Source organism: uncultured Arthrobacter sp., assembly GCF_947493765.1.
GTDB lineage: Bacteria > Actinomycetota > Actinomycetes > Actinomycetales > Micrococcaceae > Arthrobacter_D.
The window spans coordinates 129,013-148,645 of the sequence record NZ_CANLSZ010000003.1 but is presented as its reverse complement, the minus strand read 5'-3'; the positions used below and the strand labels follow the sequence as shown (position 1 = coordinate 148,645).

Sequence of the window (19,633 nt, the reverse complement as noted above, 5' to 3'; positions counted from 1 at the left end):
GAATGGCTGAGACGACACATACGGACACCACACCGGACATCACACCCGACACCCCGCTCGACGGCGGGACCAGTGCCCTCGACAAGAAGGCACGCCTCGGGACCGCGACCATCGGACGGGCCTCCATCGACGGTTTCACCGAGGAGGGCGAGCGACTCCCCGGCGGGGACGACGGCACGGAGCAGCTCGGTTTCAAGAAGCACAGCCACGGCAATGCCCCGGTGATCCCCGAGGCATCGCGCGGGGAACGCCGACGCTCGTTCGACCTGGCGGACTTCCCGCCGCTGACGGGCATGGAGGAGGACTGGCGCTTCACTCCGCTGAAGCGCCTGCGCGGCCTCCACACGGACGAGCTCACCGGTCCCGCCCCGGCGATCGAGGTCACCGGCGCCGGCAACGTGACGGTCAAGACCGTGGGCCGCGACGATCCGCGCCTGGGGAGGGGCGCCACCCCGGAGGACCGCGTCTCGGCCGCGGCCTGGAACGCCTTCTCCGAGGCGACGGTCATCACCGTCCCGCGGGACACGGTGGCCGAGGGCGAGGTCATGGTGAGCATCACCGGACGCAGCGCGGACCCCGCCGCCCAGTACATCCTGATCCGGGCGGAGCGGTTCTCCAGGGCCGTCGTCGTGCTCGATCACGGCGGTTCGGCTGCGCTCGCCCAAAACGTGGAGATCGTGGTCGAGGACGGCGCAGAGCTCACGGTCGTCAGCGTGCAGGAATGGGACGACGACGCCGTCCACGTCTCCTCCCAGCAGGCACGCATCGGCCGGGACGCACGCTACAAGCACGTGGTCGTGAGCCTCGGCGGCGATCTGGTGCGCCTGACGCCGTCGTCCATCTTCTCCGCTCCCGGCGCCGAGGTGGAGATGTACGGGCTGTACTTCGCCGACGCCGGGCAGCACCTGGAGCAGCGCCTCCTGGTGGACCACGCCACGCCCAACTGCACGTCCCGGGTCACCTACAAGGGCGCCCTCCAGGGCCAGGACGCGCACACCGTCTGGGTGGGCGACGTGCTGATCCGCAAGGCGGCCGAGGGCACCGACACCTACGAGACCAACCGCAACCTGCTCCTCACGGACGGCGCGCGCTCCGACTCGGTGCCGAACCTCGAGATCGAGACCGGACTGATCGAGGGCGCGGGCCACGCCAGCGCCACCGGCCGGTTCGACGACGAGCACCTGTTCTACCTCATGGCCCGCGGCATCCCGGAGAAGGCCGCACGGCGCCTGGTGGTCCGCGGGTTCCTCACCGAGGTCATCCAGCAGATCAGGGTCCCGGCGCTCGAGGAGCGGCTCTCGGAGTCGGTCGAACGCGAACTGGCCGCGGGGAACCTCTGATGCCGGAGCCCAGGGGTGAACTCATCTGCAGCGTCGACGACATCCAGGTCAAGCAGGCGCTGCGCGTGCTGATCGACGACTACCCCGTGGTCGTGGTGCGTGACTCGGACGGCGGGATCCACGCACTCGGTGACACCTGCTCCCACGCCGACATCTCCCTCTCCGAGGGGGAGGTCGAGGGATGCGCCATCGAGTGCTGGGGCCACGGGTCCCAGTTCGACCTGCGCAGCGGTGCGCCGCTGCAGCTCCCCGCGTACGAGCCGGTCCCGGTGTTCGCACTCGAGATCCACAACAACGATGTCTACGTCGACATCACCACGGTCACCAACGGAGCGCCCGCACCCCAGCTGGGGTGACGGCCGACGCCCACCGACTTCCTGCACACCACCTGCATCGCAGGCGAAGGAGAGAGAACACGATGTCCACGCTCGAAATCAAGGACCTGCACGTCAGCATCGACACGGATCAGGGGAACGTCCCGATCCTGCGCGGCGTCACGCTGACGATCAACACCGGGGAGACCCACGCCATCATGGGCCCCAACGGGTCGGGGAAGTCGACCCTCGCGTCGACGATCGCCGGTCACCCGCGCTACAAGGTCGACAGCGGCTCGATCACCCTCGACGGCGAGGACGTGCTGTCGATGAGTGTCGACGAGCGCGCCCGCGCCGGCCTGTTCCTGGCCATGCAGTACCCGGTCGAGGTCCCCGGTGTGACCATGACCAACTTCCTGCGCACCGCGAAGACCGCGCTCGACGGCGAGGCCCCGAGCCTGCGGCACTGGACCAAGGACGTCAAGACGGCGATGAGCAAGCTGCGCATCGACGCGGACTTCGCCCAGCGCAACGTCAACGAGGGCTTCTCGGGCGGTGAGAAGAAGCGGGTGGAGATCCTGCAGCTCGAGCTCTTCCGCCCGAGGTTCGCGATCCTCGACGAGACCGACTCGGGCCTCGACGTCGATGCCCTGAAGGTGGTCTCGGAGGGTGTGAACCGCGAGCACTCCAAGGGCGAGATGGGCACCCTGCTCATCACCCACTACACGCGGATCCTGCGCTACATCAAGCCCGACTTCGTGCACGTGTTCATCGCCGGCCGCATCGCCGAACAGGGCGGACCGGAACTCGCCGACCGCCTCGAGGAAGAGGGCTACGATCGTTTCACAGCGGTCGAGGCCTGACCGACCATCCCGTCCGGCGCCCTGCGTGCCGGACCACGCGAAAGGAGATCTCCGATGAGTGATGTGCAACAGGCACCAACGGCGTTGGACGACGTCGAGGAGGCGTTGCGTGACGTGATCGATCCGGAGCTGGGCGTCAATATCGTGGATCTTGGCCTCCTCTACGGTCTGACCTACGCCGACGACGGCGCCCTCCTGATCGACATGACCCTCACCACGGCGGCCTGCCCGCTGACGGATGTGCTCGAGGAACAGGTGGGCCAGGTCCTCGACGGCGTGGTCGACGAGTGGCGGCTCAACTGGGTGTGGATGCCGCCATGGGGTCCGGAGAAGATCACCGAGGACGGCCGCGACCAGATGCGCGCACTCGGCTTCAACATCTAAGCTTCAACATCTGAGCTTCGACAGCTGAGCAGGACTAGGGCGTGGGCCCTGAAGTGGGCCCTGAAGTGGGGCGGTCACGGCGGAAGCCGGGACCGCCCCACCGTCGTCCTGCCTTGGGTGCGGTGCCCGCTCGTCTCGACCGGCTGGTCACGACAGGCTCGTCACGACCCTCCCGTCACGGGCCGGTGGGTTCGTCGGGCAGAGCCTCGTCGGGCTCGCCCTCCCCGAGTCCCCGTGCGGCCAGGGCCTCGCCCGTCCGGTGGGCGTAGGCGACCGCCCCGAGCACGAGGGGTGTGACCACCACGCGGGGATTGCGCTCCAGCCCGCGTGCACGGGCGGCCTGGCGCACGTCGACGAACAGGCCCGCCAGGTAGGGGATGCTGCGCAGCATGATGGACAGGGCCAGCGCGAAGCGCTCCGGATCGGCGCCGAGTCGGCGGAACGGACGGACCAGCCGGACGACGCCGTCGAGCAGGTCCTGGGTCCGGGTGGTCAGCGTCAGGGCCCGTGCCGCGAGCAGGCAGGCGGTGATCCCGCCCACCACGACGAACGCGCGGAGCCAGTCCTGCGCCACTCCCTGGTAGAGCGCGAGGATCCCCAGCACGGGCGCGGCGGGCAGGAGCATCCGCAGCACCCGTGCCGGTGAGAGGCGGGCACCCACGAGGAGGCCGCCGACGGCGAGCAGGAGGGCGACGGCGGTGGTCGCGGGGGAACGCCAGGCGATGACGGCGACGGCGCAGGCCAGGGACGCGACGGCCTTGACGGCCAGCGGCGTCCGGTACAGGAAGCCGCGCCCCGGTTCGTACAGCCCCAGGGTCGCTCCGAAGCCTCTCACTGTCCCGGGGACGGAGCGCAGCCGCACAGCTCCCGATAGTACGCCACGGCGTCGTCGGCCGGTCCGTCGAAGACAATCCTGCCCGCGTCGAGCACGAGGGTCCGCTCGCTCTCGAGCGCGAAATCGAGATTGTGCGTGGTGAACACCACCTGCTGGTCCAGACCGGCGAGCAGCGAGCGCATCCGGGCGTCGTTGCGCAGGTCCAGCAGCGTGGTGGGCTCGTCGGCGACGAGGACGCGGGGCTCGGTCGCGAGGACCACGGCGAGGGCCAGGATCTGCCGCTCGCCACCCGAGAGGTCGTAGCTACTCTGATCGGCCAGATGGTCGATGCCGAAGCGCCGGAGGACCTGCCCGGCGCGCTCGCGGCGATCACCGGACGGGAGCCGCAGGGTACGGAGGGAGAGTTCCACGTCCTCCCGGCCGGTGGGCATCACCAGCTGCGAGAGGGGATCGGTGAAGACGAACCCGACGCTGCGGCGCACCGTGCGGCCCATGGTCCGGGTGTCGTTGCCGTGGACCGCCACGGCCCCCTCCGTCGGCAGGAGCAGCCCGTTGATGAGGCGCAGCAGGGTCGACTTACCCGAACCGTTGGCGCCGATCACGCAGACGCGCTGCTCGGTCAGGGACAGATCCAGCGGCTCGAGCAGGATCCGGCCCTCGGGATGCGTGCGCACCCCCGCGCCGCGGAACTCGATCGGATCAGGCACGGAGGGGCGGCTTCGCGGCCAGCAGCCGCGGGAAGGCCCGGTGGACCGAGACGGCCAGCACTGCGGCGAGGACGTCCTTCACGACGTCGCCGGGCAGATACACCACGTCGACCAGGATCGCGTCCCGCAAGGGGAGCCCCGCGTTGAGCATGAGTCCTGCGATCCCGAGCGGGTGGATGGTGAGCAGGCTCGCCGTGAGCGCGGCCAGGAACAGCAGCACCACGCGGAACCTACGGGTACGGCGCAGCACACCGACGGTGAGGAGCCCGGCCACGAGTGCGGCCAGGGGGAAGGCCAGGAGGTACCCTGCCGTCGGTCCCGCGAGGACCCCGAAGCCGCCGCTGAACCCGCTGAACACCGGGAGGCCGATCAGGCCCGCCACGAGATAGAGCAGCACGGCCGCCGTCCCGCGAGCCGGTCCGAGCACGAGTCCCGCGAGCAGGACGCCGAGGGTCTGCAGTGTGATGGGGACCCCGAGCGGGCCCACCGGTATACCGGGTAGGATTGCCAGGGCGGCGATGAGGGCGGCGAAGACGGCGACCAGCGAGAGATCGGTGGCGTCCCACCGGCGTCGGGTCGATCGTCGACCGGTACCGGCCGTTCCTGTGACGGTCGTCTGGGCTGGCTCCATGGCTTGCGCTCCTTCTCCGGATCCTCGGTCTCACCGGTCGGTCGGCTCATGTGCCGGCACCCCGTCCGCTCCTGCTTCTGTACCGAGACTAGCGCCGGTCACCCCGGGATCCTTTGTGGGGTTCCTACAACAGAGATCCTCCGTGCATCCCCGAAAGGCCCAATCGTGATTAGCGTTTCCAACCTTGAGTTGCGGGCCGGTGCCCGCCTGCTGATGGACGGGGTGTCCTTCCGCATCGACCGGGGGGACAAGATCGGTCTCGTCGGGCGCAACGGTGCCGGCAAGACGACCATGACCCGGGTGCTGGCCGGTGAAGCTCTGCCCGCCGGCGGCACGGTGACGCGCTCCGGGGAGATCGGCTATCTGCCCCAGGACCCCCGCACGCCGGACATGGATCAGCTGGCCCGCGACCGCATCCTGTCCGCGCGCAACCTCGACGCCGTCGTCAACGACCTGCGCCAGGCCCAGGAGGACATGGCCAGCGAGAAGACCTCGGTGCGCAACAAGGCGATGGCGCGCTACGACCGGATCGAGGCGGCCTTCCTCTCGGGCGGAGGTTACGCCGCCGAGGCCGAGGCCGCTGCGATCTCCTCCAATCTGGCGCTGCCCGAGCGGATCCTGAACCAGCCGCTGAGAACCCTCTCCGGTGGTCAGCGCCGCCGGGTGGAGCTCGCCCGCATCCTGTTCTCCGGAGCCGAGACCATGCTGCTCGACGAGCCCACCAACCACCTCGATGCGGACTCGATCACGTGGCTGCGCGACTTCCTCAAGAACCACCAGGGCGGGCTGATCGTGATCAGCCACGACGTGGAGCTGCTCGAGGCCACCGTGAACAAGGTGTTCCAGCTCGACGCCAACCGGGCCACCATCGACATCTACAACATGGGCTGGAAGCGCTACCAGCTCCAGCGGGAGACGGACGAGCGCGCCCGCAAGCGCGAACGGGCCAATGCCGAGAAGAAGGCGCAGGTCCTCATGGACCAGGCCAACAGGATGCGGGCCAAGGCCTCGAAGGCGGTCGCCGCACAGAACATGGCCAAACGTGCCGAGCGCCTGCTCGGCGGCCTGGACGCGGTGCGCGCCACCGACCGCGTGGCAGCACTGCGCTTCCCGGAGCCCTCGCCGTGCGGCAAGACCCCCATGACGGCGGAGGGACTCAGCAAGGCCTACGGATCGCTGGAGATCTTCACCGATGTGGACCTGGCGATCGACCGAGGGTCGAAGGTGGTGATCCTGGGCCTCAACGGCGCCGGGAAGACCACGCTGCTGCGCATGCTGGCCGGCGTCGACGAACCCGATACCGGACGCGTCATCGCGGGCCACGGGTTGAAGGTGGGCTACTACGCGCAGGAGCACGAGACGCTGGACACCGAACGCAGTGTCCTGGAGAACATGAAGTCCTCCGCACCCGACATGCAGGACGCCGAGGTGCGCGGCATCCTCGGCTCGTTCCTCTTCTCGGGCGACGACGTCGACAAGCCGGCCGGCGTGCTCTCCGGCGGAGAGAAGACCCGTCTGGCCCTCGCGACCATCGTGGCCTCCTCCGCCAACGTACTGCTGCTCGACGAGCCCACGAACAACCTCGACCCCGCCAGCCGCGCCGAGATCCTCGGCGCCCTGAAGAACTACAGCGGTGCGGTGGTCATGGTCAGCCACGACGAGGGGGCGGTCGACGCGCTCGACCCGGAGCGTGTGGTCATGCTGCCCGACGGCGTCGAGGACCTGTGGAACCAGGACTACCTGGAGCTCGTCACCCTCGCCTGACTCGTTGCCCGGTCACCGACGGGCTTCGTCGCGCAGGGCCTGGGAGTCGAGGATGGCATCCTCCTCCTCCTCGGCCGTGGGACGTCGACGACGAGAGGTGGGTTCGGTCCGCGTACCCTCCCGTTCCGCGTCGCTGCGGCGCTGCTGCCGGGCGGCGTAGCCGAGGCCCACGAACGCGAGGACGCCGAATGCGAACCACTGCAGGGCGTACGAGAGGTGGGGTCCCTCGTCGATCGAGGGTTTCGGCGGAGCGATGGGGGTCCGTGCCGCGGCGGGCCGCTCCACGTCCAGCAGCCCGTAGGCCGCGTCCTGCAGCGGGTAGTCGAGTCCCTCGGCCAGCGACGCGAGGTCGATGGAGGCCACCTGGCCCTCGGGGGCACCGCGGTTCACGGCCGGCTCGGCCGGCTTGATCCGGGCCGTGACCTCCACCTGGCCGCGGGGAGGCACGGGAATCTCGTCAGGGCGCCCGGCCTCCGCATTGCCGATCGGCAGCCAGCCGCGATCGATGACCACGGCGGAGCCGTCCTCCAGCCTCAGCGGGGTGAGCACCTCGTAGCCGGGCTGGCCGTTGAGGGGACGGTTCCGCACGACGACCTGCTGCCCGACGTCGTAGGTACCCCTGAAGGTGACCGGAGTCCATTCCCGGGCCGGGTCGTAGCTGTCGAGGAGCCTCTCGCCCGGGACGTAGTCCACGGGCTCGGCGTCGTAGTTCGCTTCGATGCGCTGGATATCGGCGACGACCGCCTCCCGCCGCTCGAACTGCCATCGTCCGAGGCCGACGCACCCGGCGGCGATCAGCATCACCAGCGCCAGCCAGCCCAGCCAGCGCGCGGAGAACAGGAAGCGGTACACCTAGCGGGTCTCCATCGGCTGGTCGGCGGCGAGGGGAAGTGTCTCCTTCCACAGGCCGCGCTCTCCCAGGTACTCCTCGAACCAGGTCCTGTGATCGGCGCACGCACCCCAGGCCTTCCGCCGTTCGGGTGTGTGGATCCGCGGATTGTTCCACAGCACCTGCCAGAGGGCAGGCGCACGGCAGTTCTTACGCGAGCAGACCGGCCGGCCGTCGTCGCGCTGCGGTGCCGCGAACAGACCGAGACCCGCCTGCCCGGCAGGGGGTCGTGGCTGCGCCGACGGGTCAGGCATCGGCGGCCGTCCTCCCCGGGGTGTGGGCGCCGTGCGGAGCCGGGGGATCGTCGAGTACCTCGCCACTGAGCACCGTGTCGTCGTCGGCTCCCGCGTCGCTGACCTTCGCCTCGATCTCCCGCACCGGCGCACGATCGATCAGGGCGTCGCTGTGGCGGATGCGGCTGGTGTCGCTCCCGCCGTTCGCGAGGATCACGGCGAAGTACGGCAGGAACACCGCCCCGGCGATCATGACCCACTGCAGCCACGGGTAGGGGACGACGAAGACGAGCACGAAACAGATGAGGCGGATGCTCATGGACACCGAGTACCGGATCATGCGGCTTCGCATCTCGTCGGTGTGGGACTCACGCGCATCGGAGATGCTGTGGATGTCTGGGTTGTGCTTGGTTTGCTTGCTCATCACACTCCAAGAAGACTCCCCCCATTATCTCACTCCGGGTCCCGTTCCCGAAGTCGAGGAAAGCGCCGTTAGGATCGTCGGGACAGTTCGACAGAGGTTCTTCCACGAATCGAAGAACACCACGGACCTTTCCGGGTCCGCAGACAGAGGAGTTTCCCCTTGGCACCTGGTGCAGAGAGCAAGACGACGACCGGTCGGAGTGTCCTGGTCACCGGGGGCAACCGCGGTATCGGACTTGCTATCGCAAGGTCATTCGTAGCCAACGGCGACAAGGTTGCCATCACCTACCGAAAAGGTGAGATTCCCGCCGGGATGCTCGGCGTCCGGGCCGACGTCACGAGCGGGGAGCAGATCGACGCCGCCTTCGCCGAGGTCGAGGCGGAGCACGGCCCGGTCGAGGTCCTCGTGGCGAACGCCGGGATCACCCGTGACACGCTGCTCCTGCGCATGAGCGAGGACGATTTCACCGACGTCGTCGACACCAATCTCTCGGGCGCCTTCCGGGTGGTCAAGCGCGCCTCACGGGGCATGCTCCGCCTGAAGCGAGGGCGCATCATCCTCATCTCGAGCGTGACCGGTCTGTACGGCGCGCCCGGCCAGATCAACTACTCGGCCTCCAAGGCCGGACTGGTGGGAATGGCCCGGTCCATCACCCGCGAGCTGGGGTCCCGCGGGATCACCGCCAATGTGGTGGCTCCCGGCTTCATCGACACCGACATGACGGCCGAACTGCCCGAGGACACCCGGAAGAGCTATCTCGCCACCATCCCCGCGGGCCGCTTCGCCTCCCCGGAGGAGGTCGCCGGCGTGGTCTCCTGGCTCGCCGGGGACTCGGCCGGCTACATCTCCGGCGCCGTCATCCCCGTCGACGGCGGTCTCGGCATGGGCCACTGAGCCCGTCGTCCCCGGCCGTCCCCGGCCGTCCCCGGCACAGCGTCCACCCCGACCAGAAGGAGCATCATGGCCACCCTCGAGGGCACCACAGCAATCGTCACCGGATCCTCACGCGGCATCGGCGCCGACGTCGCGACGCAGCTCGCGGCGCAGGGTGCCGCCGTCGTCGTCAACTACCGGCAGAAGGCGCCGCGCGCCACCAAGGTGGTCGCCGGCATCGAAGCCGCGGGCGGGCGGGCAGTCGCCGTGGGGGCCGACCTGACCGCCCCCGACGGTCCTGCGGCGCTCGTCGACGCCGCCGTGACCTCGTTCGGCGGGCTGGACCTGCTGGTGCTCAACGCCTCCGGAGGCATGGAGTCCACGATGGGGGAGGACTACGCCCTGCGGCTCAATCGCGATGCCCAGGTGGCCATGCTGACCGCGGCCGTGGAGGTGATGCCCCCGGGCTCGCGCGTGGTGTTCATCACGAGCCACCAGGCGCACTTCGTGGAGAAGGTCGAGACCATGGAGGCCTACGAGCCGGTGGCCCGCAGCAAGCGGGCCGGTGAGGACGCCCTGCGGGCCATGATCCCGGAGCTGGAGGCGAAGGGCATCTCCCTCGTGGTGGTCTCCGGGGACATGATCGAGGGAACGGTCACGGCCACCCTGCTGGACCGCGCCGCACCGGGTGCCATCGAGGCGCGGCGGCAGGAGGCCGGGCGGCTCTACTCCGTGGCGGAGTTCGCCACCGAGATCGTCCGGATGGTCACGAGTGACGTACCCACCGGGCACACCGAGTACGTGGGTGGCGCCGAGGACTTCCTGGCCAAGGGCTGACCCTCGGCCGGCAGGGCGGTCAGACGTCCGACAGGTGCCGGACCACGTCGAGGTCCGGCAGATCGAGGGCCGCCCCCGCCGCGGCACGCACGGCGGGTTTGGCGTTGAACGCGATGCCGAGGCCGGCGGCGGCCAACATGTCGAGGTCGTTGGCGCCGTCGCCCACCGCGAGCGTCGCGGTGAGGGGAACGGCCGCGCGTGCGGCGGCCTCGCGCAGCACCCGCTCCTTCGTGCGGCGGTCGACGACGGCCCCCGCGACGCGGCCGGTCAGGTGGCCGTCCGCGATCTCCAGCTCGTTCGCCACCGCGAAGGTGAGGCGGAGCCGTGCCGCCAGCGGCTCCAGCACCTGGGAGAAGCCGCCCGACACGACGCCCACGGGGTGCCCCGCGCGGTGGTAGGCGCTGACGAGCCGTTCGGCACCGACACTGAGCTCGATCCGGTCGACGACGTCGTCGATGACCGAGACCGGGAGTCCCCGCAGGGCGAGGACCCGCTGGTGCAGCGACTGCGCGAAGTCGAGCTCGCCCCGCATGGCGGCGTCGGTCACGGCGGCCACCTCCGCCTCCCGGCCCGCGTGGACGGCGAGCAGTTCGACGACCTCCTGCCTAATGAGGGTCGAATCGACGTCGAGGAGGAGCAGCTTCGGTCCGGGCCGGTACACGGGTGCCGGGACGACGGCGGCACCGACACCGCTCGCCGCGGTCCAGGCGGACACGGCGGCACAAATCCTCGACGCCGGAGCGGACGGGACGAGCTCCAGGGTGAGGACCCCGAACGTCGGTGTCCGTGCGGACGCCTCGTCGACGATCCGTCCGAGTTCGCGCAGGACCGCGAGCAGGGAGGTGCGGTGACCGTCGTCGAGCCGTTCGGCATAGGCCACCACCCGTGGGTTCGGCGTCATGATCCGTTCCTGTTCCGTCGTCCCGGCGTCGCATCGTCCCGGCGTCGCGCGTCCGTGCCCCGACCCCTGGCCGGCGGTCCGCCGATGTCGCCACGGAGCTGCTCCTTAGCCTAGTGTCTAGGACCATGAGTGACGTTCTGGAACTGGCAGGAGTGAGCCTGGTCAGGGGTGGCAAGACGCTGCTCGACGGCATCGACTGGCAGGTCGGCGAGGGGGAGCGGTGGGTCGTCATGGGCCCCAACGGAGCGGGCAAGACCACCCTGCTGCAGCTCGCCGGAGCGCGCCTCCACCCCACCAGCGGCGTGGTCGGGATCCTGGACGAGGTGATGGGCGCCGTCGACGTCTTCGAGCTGCGCCCCCGTATCGGGTTCGCCTCGGCCGCCCTCGCCGCGCAGGTGCCGGAGCAGGAGACCGTCCTGGACGTCGTCGTGACGGCCTCCTACGGTGTCACGGGCCGCTGGCGCGAGGAGTACGAACGCCTCGACGAGCGCCGCGCGTTCCGGTTGCTCGACACCTGGGGGGTGTCACGCTTCATGAACCGGCCCTTCGGCTCGCTGAGCGAGGGTGAGCGCAAGCGCGTGCAGATCGCCCGGGCACTCATGGCCGACCCGGAGCTGCTGCTCCTGGACGAACCGGCTGCCGGCCTCGATCTCGCCGGACGGGAGGATCTCGTGCGCCGGTTGAGCGAGCTGGCCCGGGACGAGGACGCGCCCGCCATGGTGCTCGTCACGCACCACCTCGAGGAGGTCCCGCCCGGCTTCACGCACGCCATGCTGCTGCGCGACGGGGCGGTGGTCTCGTCCGGGGTCATCGGGGAGGTGCTGACCGAGGAGAATCTCGGCGCGGCGTTCGGCGTCGAGCTCAGGGTGAGCGAGGAGAACGGCCGCTACGGCGCCGTCGCCCGGGCGTGACCGGACGGACCTCCGGGCACCCGGGTCGCCCGGGTCCTACGGGTGGCGCGGGTCGTCCAGGCCGTACGGGGGACTCCTGATGCCGATCGTCGAGATATCCGCTGCCGACGACCCGCGGATCTCCGATTACCTGGGGCTCACGGACGTCCAGCTCCGGCTGCTGAAGGAACCCGTCGAGGGGCTCTACATCGCGGAGGGACCGAAGGTGCTGCGCCGGGCGATCGACGCCGGGCACGCCCCGCGCTCGTTCCTGCTCACCCTTGCCTGGTTGCCGGGGCTCGAGGACGTGCTCGCACGATTCCCCGCGATCCCGGCCTTCATCGCCTCCGAGACCGCGCTGCAGGCGATCACGGGCTTCCATCTCCACCGCGGCGCCTTGGCCGCCATGCATCGGCCGGAGCCCCTGCATCTGCCCGACCTGCTGGCCTCCGCCCGGCGCATCGCCGTGATCGAGGACATGATCGACCACACCAATCTCGGCGCGGTCTTCCGGTCCGCCGCCGCCCTCGGGGTCGATGCCGTGCTGCTCAGCCCGCGCAGCGCCGATCCGCTGTACCGCCGCGCGGTCCGGGTGAGCATGGGGAGCGTCCTGCAGGTGCCCTGGCTCAGGCTGGGCAGCTGGCCGGAGGATCTCGGCCGCCTCCGCGCTGCAGGGTTCACCGTCGCCGCGCTCGGGCTGGGCGCCGGTGCCACGCCGCTGGACGACTTCGACGCCCGCGCGCACGAGCGCCTGGCCCTGCTGCTCGGAACGGAGGGCGACGGTCTGAGCGCAGGCGCCCTCGACCGCGCCGACGTCACACTCACCATCCCCATGCACGCCGGGGTGGACTCGCTGAACGTGGCAGCGGCGGCCGCCGTCGCCTTCTGGCAGTGCCGCGCCTGACCGGGCCCTTCTCGCGGCGGGCACGCTGCTGCGCTAGTATGGACAGCTGGCCCCGTTGCCACTCTTTCCACCACCCGTGCCTGGCAAAATCCAGGCAACCAGAGAAGGTAGTCCCGTGAAGTCTGACACCCACCCCAAGTACCAGTCGATCGTGTTCCGCGACCTGGCCTCCGACAAGGCGTTCCTGACCAGGTCGACCGCCGGATCGTCCAAGACCATCGAGTGGGAGGACGGCAACACGTACCCGCTCATCGAGGTCGAGATCTCCTCGGAGTCGCACCCGTTCTACACGGGCAAGCAGCGGATCATGGACTCCGCCGGTCGCGTGGAGCGCTTCAACGCACGCTTCAAGAACTTCGGCGGCAAGAAGTAGCCCAGCATCGCGCCGGGTGCCGAGCACCCCGTCCTCGAGGAGAAGCCATGCCCGCCCGGTGTGGCTTCTCCCGTTTAACCGGTGATCGACCCACCGATGATCGACCGATGAACAACCCACCGGTGACCTACCGATGAACCAGCAGGGCACTCCAGCCCAGGTCCACCCCGTATCGAGGAGAGCAGTACCCATGGCCCATCCAGCGGACTCCGAGCGACTGCACGGCGAGTACAAGACCCCGGGCGGGAAACTCACCGCGGTCGACCTCTCGGTGGCGGACGGGCGCCTCGTCGACGTGTCCGTGAACGGCGACTTCTTCCTCGAACCCGACGAGGCGCTGCTCGACATCAACGCGGCCCTCGAGGGACTGCCCGCCGCGACAGGACCGGGCGACCTCGCAGCCGCGATCACGGCCGCCCTGGACCCGTCGGTGGTGCTGTTCGGTTTCTCGCCCGTCGCCATCGCCACGGCCGTGCGCCGTGCCCTGGGCAAGGCGTCCGGCTTCTCCGACCACCGGTGGGAGATCATCCCTCCCACCCCGCTCCCCACGGCCATGCACGTCGCCATGGACGAGATCCTGTCCCGTGACGTCGGCGCCGGCCTGCGGAATCCGACGCTGCGGTTCTGGGAGTGGGAAGCGCCGTCGGTGGTGATCGGCAGTTTCCAGTCCGTGCGCAACGAGATCGATCCCGAGGGCGCCGCACGCCACGGCGTCACGGTGGTGCGCCGCATCAGCGGCGGCGGGGCGATGTTCATGGAGCACGGCAACGCGATCACCTACTCGCTCTACATCCCGCAGTCGCTCGTGGACGGCCTCAGCTTCGCCGACTCCTACCCGTTCCTCGACGCGTGGGTCATGGAGGCACTGGGGACACTCGGCATCGAGGCCTGGTACCAGCCGCTCAACGACATCGCGACGAGCATCGGGAAGATCGGAGGGGCCGCGCAGAAGCGCCTCGCCGGCGGTGGCATGCTGCACCACGTGACAATGAGCTACGACATCGACGCCGACAAGATGCTCGAGGTGCTGCGGATCGGCAAGGAGAAGCTCTCCGACAAGGGCACCGGGAGCGCCAAGAAGCGCGTGGACCCGCTGCGCCGCCAGACGGGGATCTCGCGCGAGGAGATCATCGACGTCATGACGGAGACCTTCCGGCGACGCTACGGTGCCGTGGACGCCTCCCTGACCGCCGACGACCTGCGGCGGGCCGAGGAGCTCGTGGGGCAGAAGTTCGGCACGGAGGACTGGCTCTACCGCGTCCCCTGAGCCTGGCCCCGCAGGGAGCGCAGCAGGTGGTCGCGCTCCTCCACGATGATGCGGCGCAGGGCCGCTGGCGCGTCCGGATTGGCCGTCAGCCAGGCGTCCGTACGCACGACGACGGCGTGGTCCTCCGGGGTCGACACGAGGTCCTGCCGCCCCGGGTACAGGCCCCGGACGATCCTGCTGGCCATCTCGATCCCGCGCGTCGCCCAGACGGTGCGGAGCATCCCGAAGTACGGCTCCTCGTACTGCACCAGGAGCTCGCGGGGTCCGAGCACGAAGCCCTCGATCGCCGCGCTGAGGAGGTCGTTGGACAGCCGGTCGTTGTGCACGGCCTCGTCCCAGGTGGCCCTCTTGATGGTGGCGTCGGGGATCGCCGAGGAGGCGAGCGTGAAGCCGACCCGGCCCGACGCCGTCCTGTCCGCCTCGCGTTCGGTCTCCAGTTCGCCCGGAAGGATCCGTCCCTGGGCAGCGAGGGCCTGCAGGAACAACCACCGCAGTTCGGCGTCGACGCGCAGTCCCGGGATCCGTTCGTCACCGTCCAGGACCGCACGGACCAGGTCCGCCGAGCTCCTCGTGCTGCGGGTGGTGAGGGCGAGCGCACGCGCCCAGACGAGTTGCAGATCGGACCCGGCCTGCGCCTCGCGCAGGCCGTCCCGGAGGCACGTCGCCAGCTGGTCGTGCAGCTCCGGACGCAGGTCCGCGGGCGCGAGAGTCTCGATCGCAGCACGGGCGTTCGCCAGCATGACCTGGAGCACACCGACGTTCGTCTCGGCCGGGGCGGCGAGCAGCACCGCTCCGAGGTAGGAGGGGACCGGCAGCAGCGCATTCCTGGTACTGGTCCACAGGGCGCCGAGGCACGTGGCGCGCGCCAGCGGATCGCGCAGCCGGTGGATGGAGGTCAGGAGCGTGGAGAGGGAGCGTTCGTCGAAGGAGATCGCCGCGTAGGTGAGATCGTCGTCGTTGAGCAGGAGCAGCTCCGGCTGGGGCCTGCCAGCGAGCGCGGGGACCGGTGTGCGTGCACCCTCGACCGTCACGGACTCGGAGGACGTGCGGACCAGCCGGCCGTCGTCGTCGACGTCGTACAGGCCCACCCGGATGCGGTGCGGGCGGGGCTCCTGGCGACCGGTGACGGGATCCGGCGCGTCCTGCACGATGGTGACGTCGGTGTAGCGGCCCGCCTCGACCGTGACCTCCGCGTGCAGGGCAGGGACTCCCGAGGTCAGCAGCCAGGACCGCGACCAGGCGTCCAGGTCCTGGCCCGTGGCGTCGGCGAGGACGTCGAGGAGATCGGCGAGCGTGGTGTTCCCGTACTCGTGCTTCCGGAAGTACGTCCGTGCGGCAGCGAAGAAGGCGTCCCGGCCCACGAAGGCCACGAGCTGCTTCAGCACGGACGCGCCCTTGGCGTAGGTGATCCCGTCGAAGTTCTGCTTCGCGGCTTCCAGGTCCGGGATGTCCGCGACGATCGGGTGCGTCGTCGGGAGCTGGTCCTGGACATAGGCCCACGCCTTCCGGCGGTTCGCGAAGCTGACCCAGGAGGAACTCCACCGCGTCGCCTCCGCCACGGCCAGTGCACCCATGTAGTCGGCGAAGGACTCCTTGAGCCACAGGTCGTCCCACCACGACATGGTCACCAGATCGCCGAACCACATGTGGGCCATCTCGTGCATGATCGTGTTCGCCCGGGCCTCCCGCTGCGCCTCGGTGGCCGCGGACTGGAAGACGTAGTCCTCCGTGAAGGTCACGAGACCGGGGTTCTCCATGGCTCCGAGGTTGTACTCCGGCACGAAGGCCTGCTCGTACTTGCCGAACGGGTAGGGGTAGTCGAAGAGATCGTGGAAGAGATCGAGTCCGCGCCTGGTCGTGTCGAAGATCTCCGGTGCGTCCAGCGAGGGCGCGAGGGACCGCCTGCAGTAGAGGGCGAGCGGGACCTCGAGGCCCTCGCCGGCCGTGCCGGGCCTGCCCGTCCAGACATCGGTCTCGCGGTGGTAGGGGCCGGCGAGCACGGTGGTGATGTAGGTGGAGATGCGCCGGGTCGGGGTGAACGTCCAGCGCGAGACCGGTGTGGGGAAGTGCTCGGACGCGATCACGTCCGCCTCGGCACCGTTGGAGGCGACCGTCCAGTCCGCGGGTGCGATGACGCTGAAGGAGAAGGTGGCCTTCAGATCGGGTTGCTCGAAGTCGGCGAAGACGCGCCGCGCGTCCGCGGGCTCGTACTGCGTGTAGAGATACGTCTCGCCGTCGGCCGGGTCCACGAAACGGTGCAGGCCCTCGCCGCTGGAGCTGTAGCGTGCACGCCCGGTCACGGTCACGGTGTTGCGCGCAGCCAGGTCGTGGAGCGCCACCCGGGCGCCGTCGCTCGCCGCGGCGGGGTCGAGCACCGTACCGTTCAGCTCCAGCCCGACGACCTCGCCGATGAAGTCGAGGAAGGTGCTGCTGCCCGGCTCACGGCACGCGAAGACGATCGTCGTGGTGCTCGGGTAGGTGGTCTCCCCGGCCGCGCGGGCCCCCGAGAGGTCGAGTTCGACGGCGTAGCTCTCGGTCTCCAGCAGTGCAGAGCGTGCGGCGGCTTCGTCCCGGCCCAGGTTCTCGTTCTCCATCCGGTCATTCAACCACGCAGTACCGGCTGTGCTCTCACTCCGGAGGGACGGCCTGGCCCTTGCTGATGATGGTCAGTCCGGAGTCGGTGACGGCGAAGCCGCGCCGGCGGTCCGCGTCGGCATCGACACCGATCCGCGCACCGGCGGGGATCCGCACGTTCTTGTCGATGATCGCCCGGCGCACCATGGCACCGGCGCCGACCTGGACCTTGTCGAGCAGCACGCAGCCGGTCACCTCCGCGGCGTCGTCGACGAAGACGTCGGTGGCGAGGACGGAGGACTGGACGGCCCCGCCGGAGACCACGACGCCGGCCGAGACGATCGAGTCGTGGGCCCCGCCCGAGCGGCCCGAGGAGCTGCGCACGAACTTCGCGGGCGGGGAGATGCTCTGCCGCGTGTAGATGGGCCATTTCAGGTTGTACAGATTGAACAGCGGCAACGGGGAGATGAGATCCATGTTGGCGTCGTAGTACGAGTCCATGGTCCCCACGTCGCGCCAGTACTGACGGTCGCGGTCGGTGGAGCCCGGGATCTCGTTCATCGTGAAGTCGTACACGGCGGCGTCGTTGCGCTCCACGAAGTAGGGGATGATGTCCCCGCCCATGTCGTGCTTCGTGTCGAGGCGTCCGGCGTCCTCCTCGAGAGCCTTCAGCAGGGCGTCGGTGGTGAACACGTAGTTGCCCATCGACGCGAGGAAACTGTCGGGGTCGTCGGGAAGACCGGGGGTGCTTGAAGGCTTCTCGACGAAGGCCTTGATGCGTCCGCTGTCCTCCGGATCCACCTCGATGACCCCGAACTGGTCGACGAGATCCATCGGCTGGCGCACGGCGGCGACGCTGACGGAGGCACCGCTCTTCACATGGGCGTCGACCATCTGCTCGAAGTCCATACGGTAGACGTGGTCCGCGCCGATCACCACCACGATGTCGGGCTGCGCGTCATGGATCAGGTTCAGCGACTGGTAGATCGCATTGGCGCTGCCGAGGAACCAGCTCTTGCCCCTGCGCTGTTGCGCCGGCACCGATGCGACGTAGTTCTGCAGGAGGGTCGACATGCGCCACGTCTCCGACACGTGCCGGTCGAGACTGTGGGACTTGTACTGCGTGAGCACCACGATCTGCAGGTACCGGGAGTTGACGAGGTTCGACAGGGCGAAGTCGATCAGACGGTAGCTCCCCGCGAAGGGAACCGCGGGTTTCGCGCGATCGGCCGTCAGCGGCATGAGCCGCTTGCCCTCCCCGCCTGCCAGTACGACGGCGAGTACTTTCTTCGGTGCCACGTCGACCTCCCGCTCTTCACTGCCCGGTCGACCGCTGCCCGGACGGGGCGCAGGTCTTCGTCCCGGAACCGTTCCGGTCACCTCACACTAGAGGACTCGGACCCACTGCACTACGTTGAGGGGGTGCGTATAGACATCGTGACGAAAGAGTTCCCGCCCGAGATCTACGGAGGGGCGGGAGTGCACGTCGCCGAGCTCAGCCGGGTCCTCGCCGGCCAGGTGGACCTGAGGGTCCACGCCTTCGGAGCGCCCCGGCCGGGCGAGTACCACGGTGCCTCGGTGTCCTCGTACGGTGTCCCCGAGGGTCTCCTCGGGGCGAACGCCGCGGTCCAGACCCTCGGGACGGACCTGCAGATGCTCGAGGGCATCGGCGGCGCAGACCTGGTCCACTCCCACACCTGGTACGCCAACATGGCAGGTCATCTCGCAGCCCTTCTGCACGGCATCCCGCACGTCCTGAGCGCGCACAGCCTCGAGCCGCTGCGCCCGTGGAAGGCCGAGCAGCTCGGCGGGGGCTACGCGCTCTCGTCCTGGGCCGAGAAGACCTCCTACGAGGCGGCGGCCGCCGTCATCGCCGTCTCTGCCGGCATGCGCGCCGACATCCTCCGCAGCTACCCCGACGTCGATCCGGGAAAGGTGCACGTGGTCCACAACGGCATCGACGTCTCCCAGTGGTCACGCGACGAGGACGACGACGTGCTGCGCACCCACGGCATCGATCCCGACCGGCCGAGCGTGGTCTTCGTGGGGCGCAACACGCGGCAGAAGGGTGTGCCCTACCTGCTGAGGTCGGCGGCACATCTTCCCGCGGACGTCCAGCTCGTCCTGTGCCTCGGCGCCGCCGACACGCCCGAGCTGGCCGCCGAGACGCAGGGACTCATCGACGACCTCCGGGCGAGGCGCGGCTCGGTGGTGCTCATCGAGAAGATGCTGCCCCGGAGAGAGGTGGTCCAGATCCTCAGCCACGCGACCGTCTTCGCGTGCCCCTCGATCTACGAGCCGCTCGGGATCGTGAACCTCGAGGCGATGGCTTGCGGCGCGGCCGTCGTCGCCTCCGCCACGGGCGGTATCCCCGAGGTCGTCGACGACGGCGTCACCGGCATCCTGGTGCCGCTCGAGCAGGTCCAGGACGGCACGGGGACACCGCTCGATCCGGAGGCCTTCGTGACCGACTTCGCCGCTGCGCTCACCGCCGTGGTGCAGGACCCGGAGAGGGCAGCCAGGATGGGTGCCGCCGGTCGCGCCCGGGCAGAGCAGCACTTCGACTGGGGCTCCATCGCCGGGGCGACGCTGGAGGTCTACCGCAGCGTGCTGTAGTCCCGGTCGGCGGA

General features: G+C 69.6%; 21 protein-coding genes. 12 read left to right on the top strand and 9 right to left on the bottom strand.

The genetic code is table 11. The annotated features are described in order from the left end of the window. Nucleotides 1–2: 2 nt before the first annotated feature. The 4 genes from sufD (at nt 3) to Q0747_RS05840 (ending at nt 2,901) form a co-directional block, all read left to right on the top strand. Entirely contained in the window at nt 3–1,340 is a 1,338-nt protein-coding gene (sufD, locus tag Q0747_RS05855; RefSeq protein WP_298252539.1) for a Fe-S cluster assembly protein SufD, read from the top strand. Next, on the top strand, nt 1,337–1,696 hold the full coding sequence (locus tag Q0747_RS05850; protein ID WP_298253048.1) for a non-heme iron oxygenase ferredoxin subunit: 360 nt from the start codon (nt 1,337–1,339) through the stop codon (nt 1,694–1,696). Before sufD ends, Q0747_RS05850 begins: the two co-directional genes overlap by 4 nt. Nucleotides 1,697–1,758: 62 nt before the next feature. Next, complete coding sequence (gene sufC / locus Q0747_RS05845; protein WP_298252537.1) at nt 1,759–2,517, top strand: Fe-S cluster assembly ATPase SufC; 759 nt, start codon at nt 1,759–1,761, stop codon at nt 2,515–2,517. Between the two features lie 54 nt (nt 2,518–2,571). Continuing rightward, a complete protein-coding gene (locus Q0747_RS05840) occupies nt 2,572–2,901 on the top strand; it encodes a metal-sulfur cluster assembly factor (protein ID WP_148600123.1) in 330 nt (109 codons plus the stop codon). Nucleotides 2,902–3,076: 175 nt separating this feature from the next. Here the strand turns inward: Q0747_RS05840 and Q0747_RS05835 are convergent, their stop codons facing one another. The 3 genes from Q0747_RS05835 to Q0747_RS05825 are packed head-to-tail and all read right to left on the bottom strand — an operon-like array spanning nt 3,077 to nt 5,074. Next, complete coding sequence (locus Q0747_RS05835) at nt 3,077–3,736, bottom strand: energy-coupling factor transporter transmembrane protein EcfT (protein ID WP_298252534.1); 660 nt, start codon at nt 3,734–3,736, stop codon at nt 3,077–3,079. Next, nucleotides 3,733–4,443 carry an energy-coupling factor ABC transporter ATP-binding protein gene (locus Q0747_RS05830; protein ID WP_298252532.1) on the bottom strand — a complete coding sequence of 237 codons (711 nt, stop codon included), beginning with the start codon at nt 4,441–4,443 and terminating at the stop codon, nt 3,733–3,735. Before Q0747_RS05830 ends, Q0747_RS05835 begins: the two co-directional genes overlap by 4 nt. Then, nucleotides 4,436–5,074, bottom strand: coding sequence for a biotin transporter BioY (locus Q0747_RS05825; RefSeq protein WP_298252530.1), 639 nt, complete (start codon nt 5,072–5,074; stop codon nt 4,436–4,438). Before Q0747_RS05825 ends, Q0747_RS05830 begins: the two co-directional genes overlap by 8 nt. A 165-nt stretch (nt 5,075–5,239) precedes the next feature. Here Q0747_RS05825 and Q0747_RS05820 point away from each other — a divergent pair, with 165 nt between their 5' ends. Beyond that, nucleotides 5,240–6,838, top strand: coding sequence for an ABC-F family ATP-binding cassette domain-containing protein (locus Q0747_RS05820; protein WP_298252528.1), 1,599 nt, complete (start codon nt 5,240–5,242; stop codon nt 6,836–6,838). Between the two features lie 12 nt (nt 6,839–6,850). Here Q0747_RS05820 and Q0747_RS05815 read toward each other — a convergent pair whose 3' ends face one another. Genes Q0747_RS05815 through Q0747_RS05805 form a run of 3 tightly spaced genes read right to left on the bottom strand, consistent with a single transcriptional unit; the run spans nt 6,851 to nt 8,384 of the window. Beyond that, entirely contained in the window at nt 6,851–7,690 is an 840-nt protein-coding gene (locus Q0747_RS05815; protein WP_298252526.1) for an SURF1 family protein, read from the bottom strand. Beyond that, complete coding sequence (locus Q0747_RS05810) at nt 7,691–7,981, bottom strand: hypothetical protein (protein WP_298252524.1); 291 nt, start codon at nt 7,979–7,981, stop codon at nt 7,691–7,693. Next, on the bottom strand, nt 7,974–8,384 hold the full coding sequence (locus Q0747_RS05805) for a DUF3099 domain-containing protein (RefSeq protein WP_298252521.1): 411 nt from the start codon (nt 8,382–8,384) through the stop codon (nt 7,974–7,976). The genes Q0747_RS05810 and Q0747_RS05805 overlap by 8 nt, the downstream gene beginning before the upstream one ends. A gap of 159 nt (nt 8,385–8,543) precedes the next feature. Between Q0747_RS05805 and Q0747_RS05800 the strand changes: the two genes are divergently transcribed. Together Q0747_RS05800 and Q0747_RS05795 are read left to right on the top strand one after the other, a co-directional pair. Then, a complete protein-coding gene (locus tag Q0747_RS05800; protein WP_298252519.1) occupies nt 8,544–9,278 on the top strand; it encodes a beta-ketoacyl-ACP reductase in 735 nt (244 codons plus the stop codon). A gap of 66 nt (nt 9,279–9,344) precedes the next feature. Continuing rightward, nucleotides 9,345–10,094 carry an SDR family oxidoreductase gene (locus tag Q0747_RS05795; protein ID WP_298252517.1) on the top strand — a complete coding sequence of 250 codons (750 nt, stop codon included), beginning with the start codon at nt 9,345–9,347 and terminating at the stop codon, nt 10,092–10,094. A 19-nt stretch (nt 10,095–10,113) separates the two neighbouring features. On the opposite strand, the gene serB is transcribed toward Q0747_RS05795, so the two are convergent. Continuing rightward, nucleotides 10,114–10,995, bottom strand: coding sequence for a phosphoserine phosphatase SerB (gene serB, locus Q0747_RS05790; RefSeq protein ID WP_298252515.1), 882 nt, complete (start codon nt 10,993–10,995; stop codon nt 10,114–10,116). A 125-nt stretch (nt 10,996–11,120) separates the two neighbouring features. Here serB and Q0747_RS05785 point away from each other — a divergent pair, with 125 nt between their 5' ends. The 4 genes from Q0747_RS05785 (at nt 11,121) to Q0747_RS05770 (ending at nt 14,429) form a co-directional block, all read left to right on the top strand. Next, the gene (locus Q0747_RS05785; RefSeq protein ID WP_298252513.1) at nt 11,121–11,906 is read left to right on the top strand and encodes an ABC transporter ATP-binding protein; all 786 of its coding nucleotides are present in this window, start codon (nt 11,121–11,123) and stop codon (nt 11,904–11,906) included. 79 nt (nt 11,907–11,985) lie between these two features. Continuing rightward, nucleotides 11,986–12,789, top strand: coding sequence for an RNA methyltransferase (locus tag Q0747_RS05780; RefSeq protein WP_298252511.1), 804 nt, complete (start codon nt 11,986–11,988; stop codon nt 12,787–12,789). A 115-nt stretch (nt 12,790–12,904) separates the two neighbouring features. Further along, the gene (locus Q0747_RS05775) at nt 12,905–13,162 is read left to right on the top strand and encodes a type B 50S ribosomal protein L31 (protein WP_148600134.1); all 258 of its coding nucleotides are present in this window, start codon (nt 12,905–12,907) and stop codon (nt 13,160–13,162) included. 190 nt (nt 13,163–13,352) lie between these two features. Further along, nucleotides 13,353–14,429 carry a biotin/lipoate A/B protein ligase family protein gene (locus Q0747_RS05770; protein WP_298252508.1) on the top strand — a complete coding sequence of 359 codons (1,077 nt, stop codon included), beginning with the start codon at nt 13,353–13,355 and terminating at the stop codon, nt 14,427–14,429. On the opposite strand, the gene pepN is transcribed toward Q0747_RS05770, so the two are convergent. Continuing rightward, on the bottom strand, nt 14,414–17,023 hold the full coding sequence (gene pepN, locus Q0747_RS05765; protein WP_298252506.1) for an aminopeptidase N: 2,610 nt from the start codon (nt 17,021–17,023) through the stop codon (nt 14,414–14,416). The genes Q0747_RS05770 and pepN overlap by 16 nt on opposite strands. A 34-nt stretch (nt 17,024–17,057) precedes the next feature. Further along, entirely contained in the window at nt 17,058–18,302 is a 1,245-nt protein-coding gene (glgC, locus tag Q0747_RS05760; RefSeq protein ID WP_298252504.1) for a glucose-1-phosphate adenylyltransferase, read from the bottom strand. A gap of 123 nt (nt 18,303–18,425) precedes the next feature. Here glgC and glgA point away from each other — a divergent pair, with 123 nt between their 5' ends. Continuing rightward, nucleotides 18,426–19,619, top strand: a complete 1,194-nt coding sequence (gene glgA, locus Q0747_RS05755) for a glycogen synthase (RefSeq protein WP_298252502.1) — start codon at nt 18,426–18,428, stop codon at nt 19,617–19,619. Nucleotides 19,620–19,633: the final 14 nt, after the last annotated feature.

Coding starts and splice junctions, on each gene's coding strand:
- Q0747_RS05785 (WP_298252513.1), top strand. CDS start 11,121: ATGAGTGACGTTCTGGAACTGGCAGGAGTGAGCCTGGTCAGGGGTGGC.
- Q0747_RS05840 (WP_148600123.1), top strand. CDS start 2,572: ATGAGTGATGTGCAACAGGCACCAACGGCGTTGGACGACGTCGAGGAG.
- serB (WP_298252515.1), bottom strand. CDS start 10,995: ATGACGCCGAACCCACGGGTGGTGGCCTATGCCGAACGGCTCGACGAC.
- pepN (WP_298252506.1), bottom strand. CDS start 17,023: ATGGAGAACGAGAACCTGGGCCGGGACGAAGCCGCCGCACGCTCTGCA.
- sufC (WP_298252537.1), top strand. CDS start 1,759: ATGTCCACGCTCGAAATCAAGGACCTGCACGTCAGCATCGACACGGAT.
- Q0747_RS05770 (WP_298252508.1), top strand. CDS start 13,353: ATGGCCCATCCAGCGGACTCCGAGCGACTGCACGGCGAGTACAAGACC.
- Q0747_RS05810 (WP_298252524.1), bottom strand. CDS start 7,981: ATGCCTGACCCGTCGGCGCAGCCACGACCCCCTGCCGGGCAGGCGGGT.
- Q0747_RS05780 (WP_298252511.1), top strand. CDS start 11,986: ATGCCGATCGTCGAGATATCCGCTGCCGACGACCCGCGGATCTCCGAT.
- Q0747_RS05825 (WP_298252530.1), bottom strand. CDS start 5,074: ATGGAGCCAGCCCAGACGACCGTCACAGGAACGGCCGGTACCGGTCGA.
- Q0747_RS05795 (WP_298252517.1), top strand. CDS start 9,345: ATGGCCACCCTCGAGGGCACCACAGCAATCGTCACCGGATCCTCACGC.
- Q0747_RS05805 (WP_298252521.1), bottom strand. CDS start 8,384: ATGAGCAAGCAAACCAAGCACAACCCAGACATCCACAGCATCTCCGAT.
- sufD (WP_298252539.1), top strand. CDS start 3: ATGGCTGAGACGACACATACGGACACCACACCGGACATCACACCCGAC.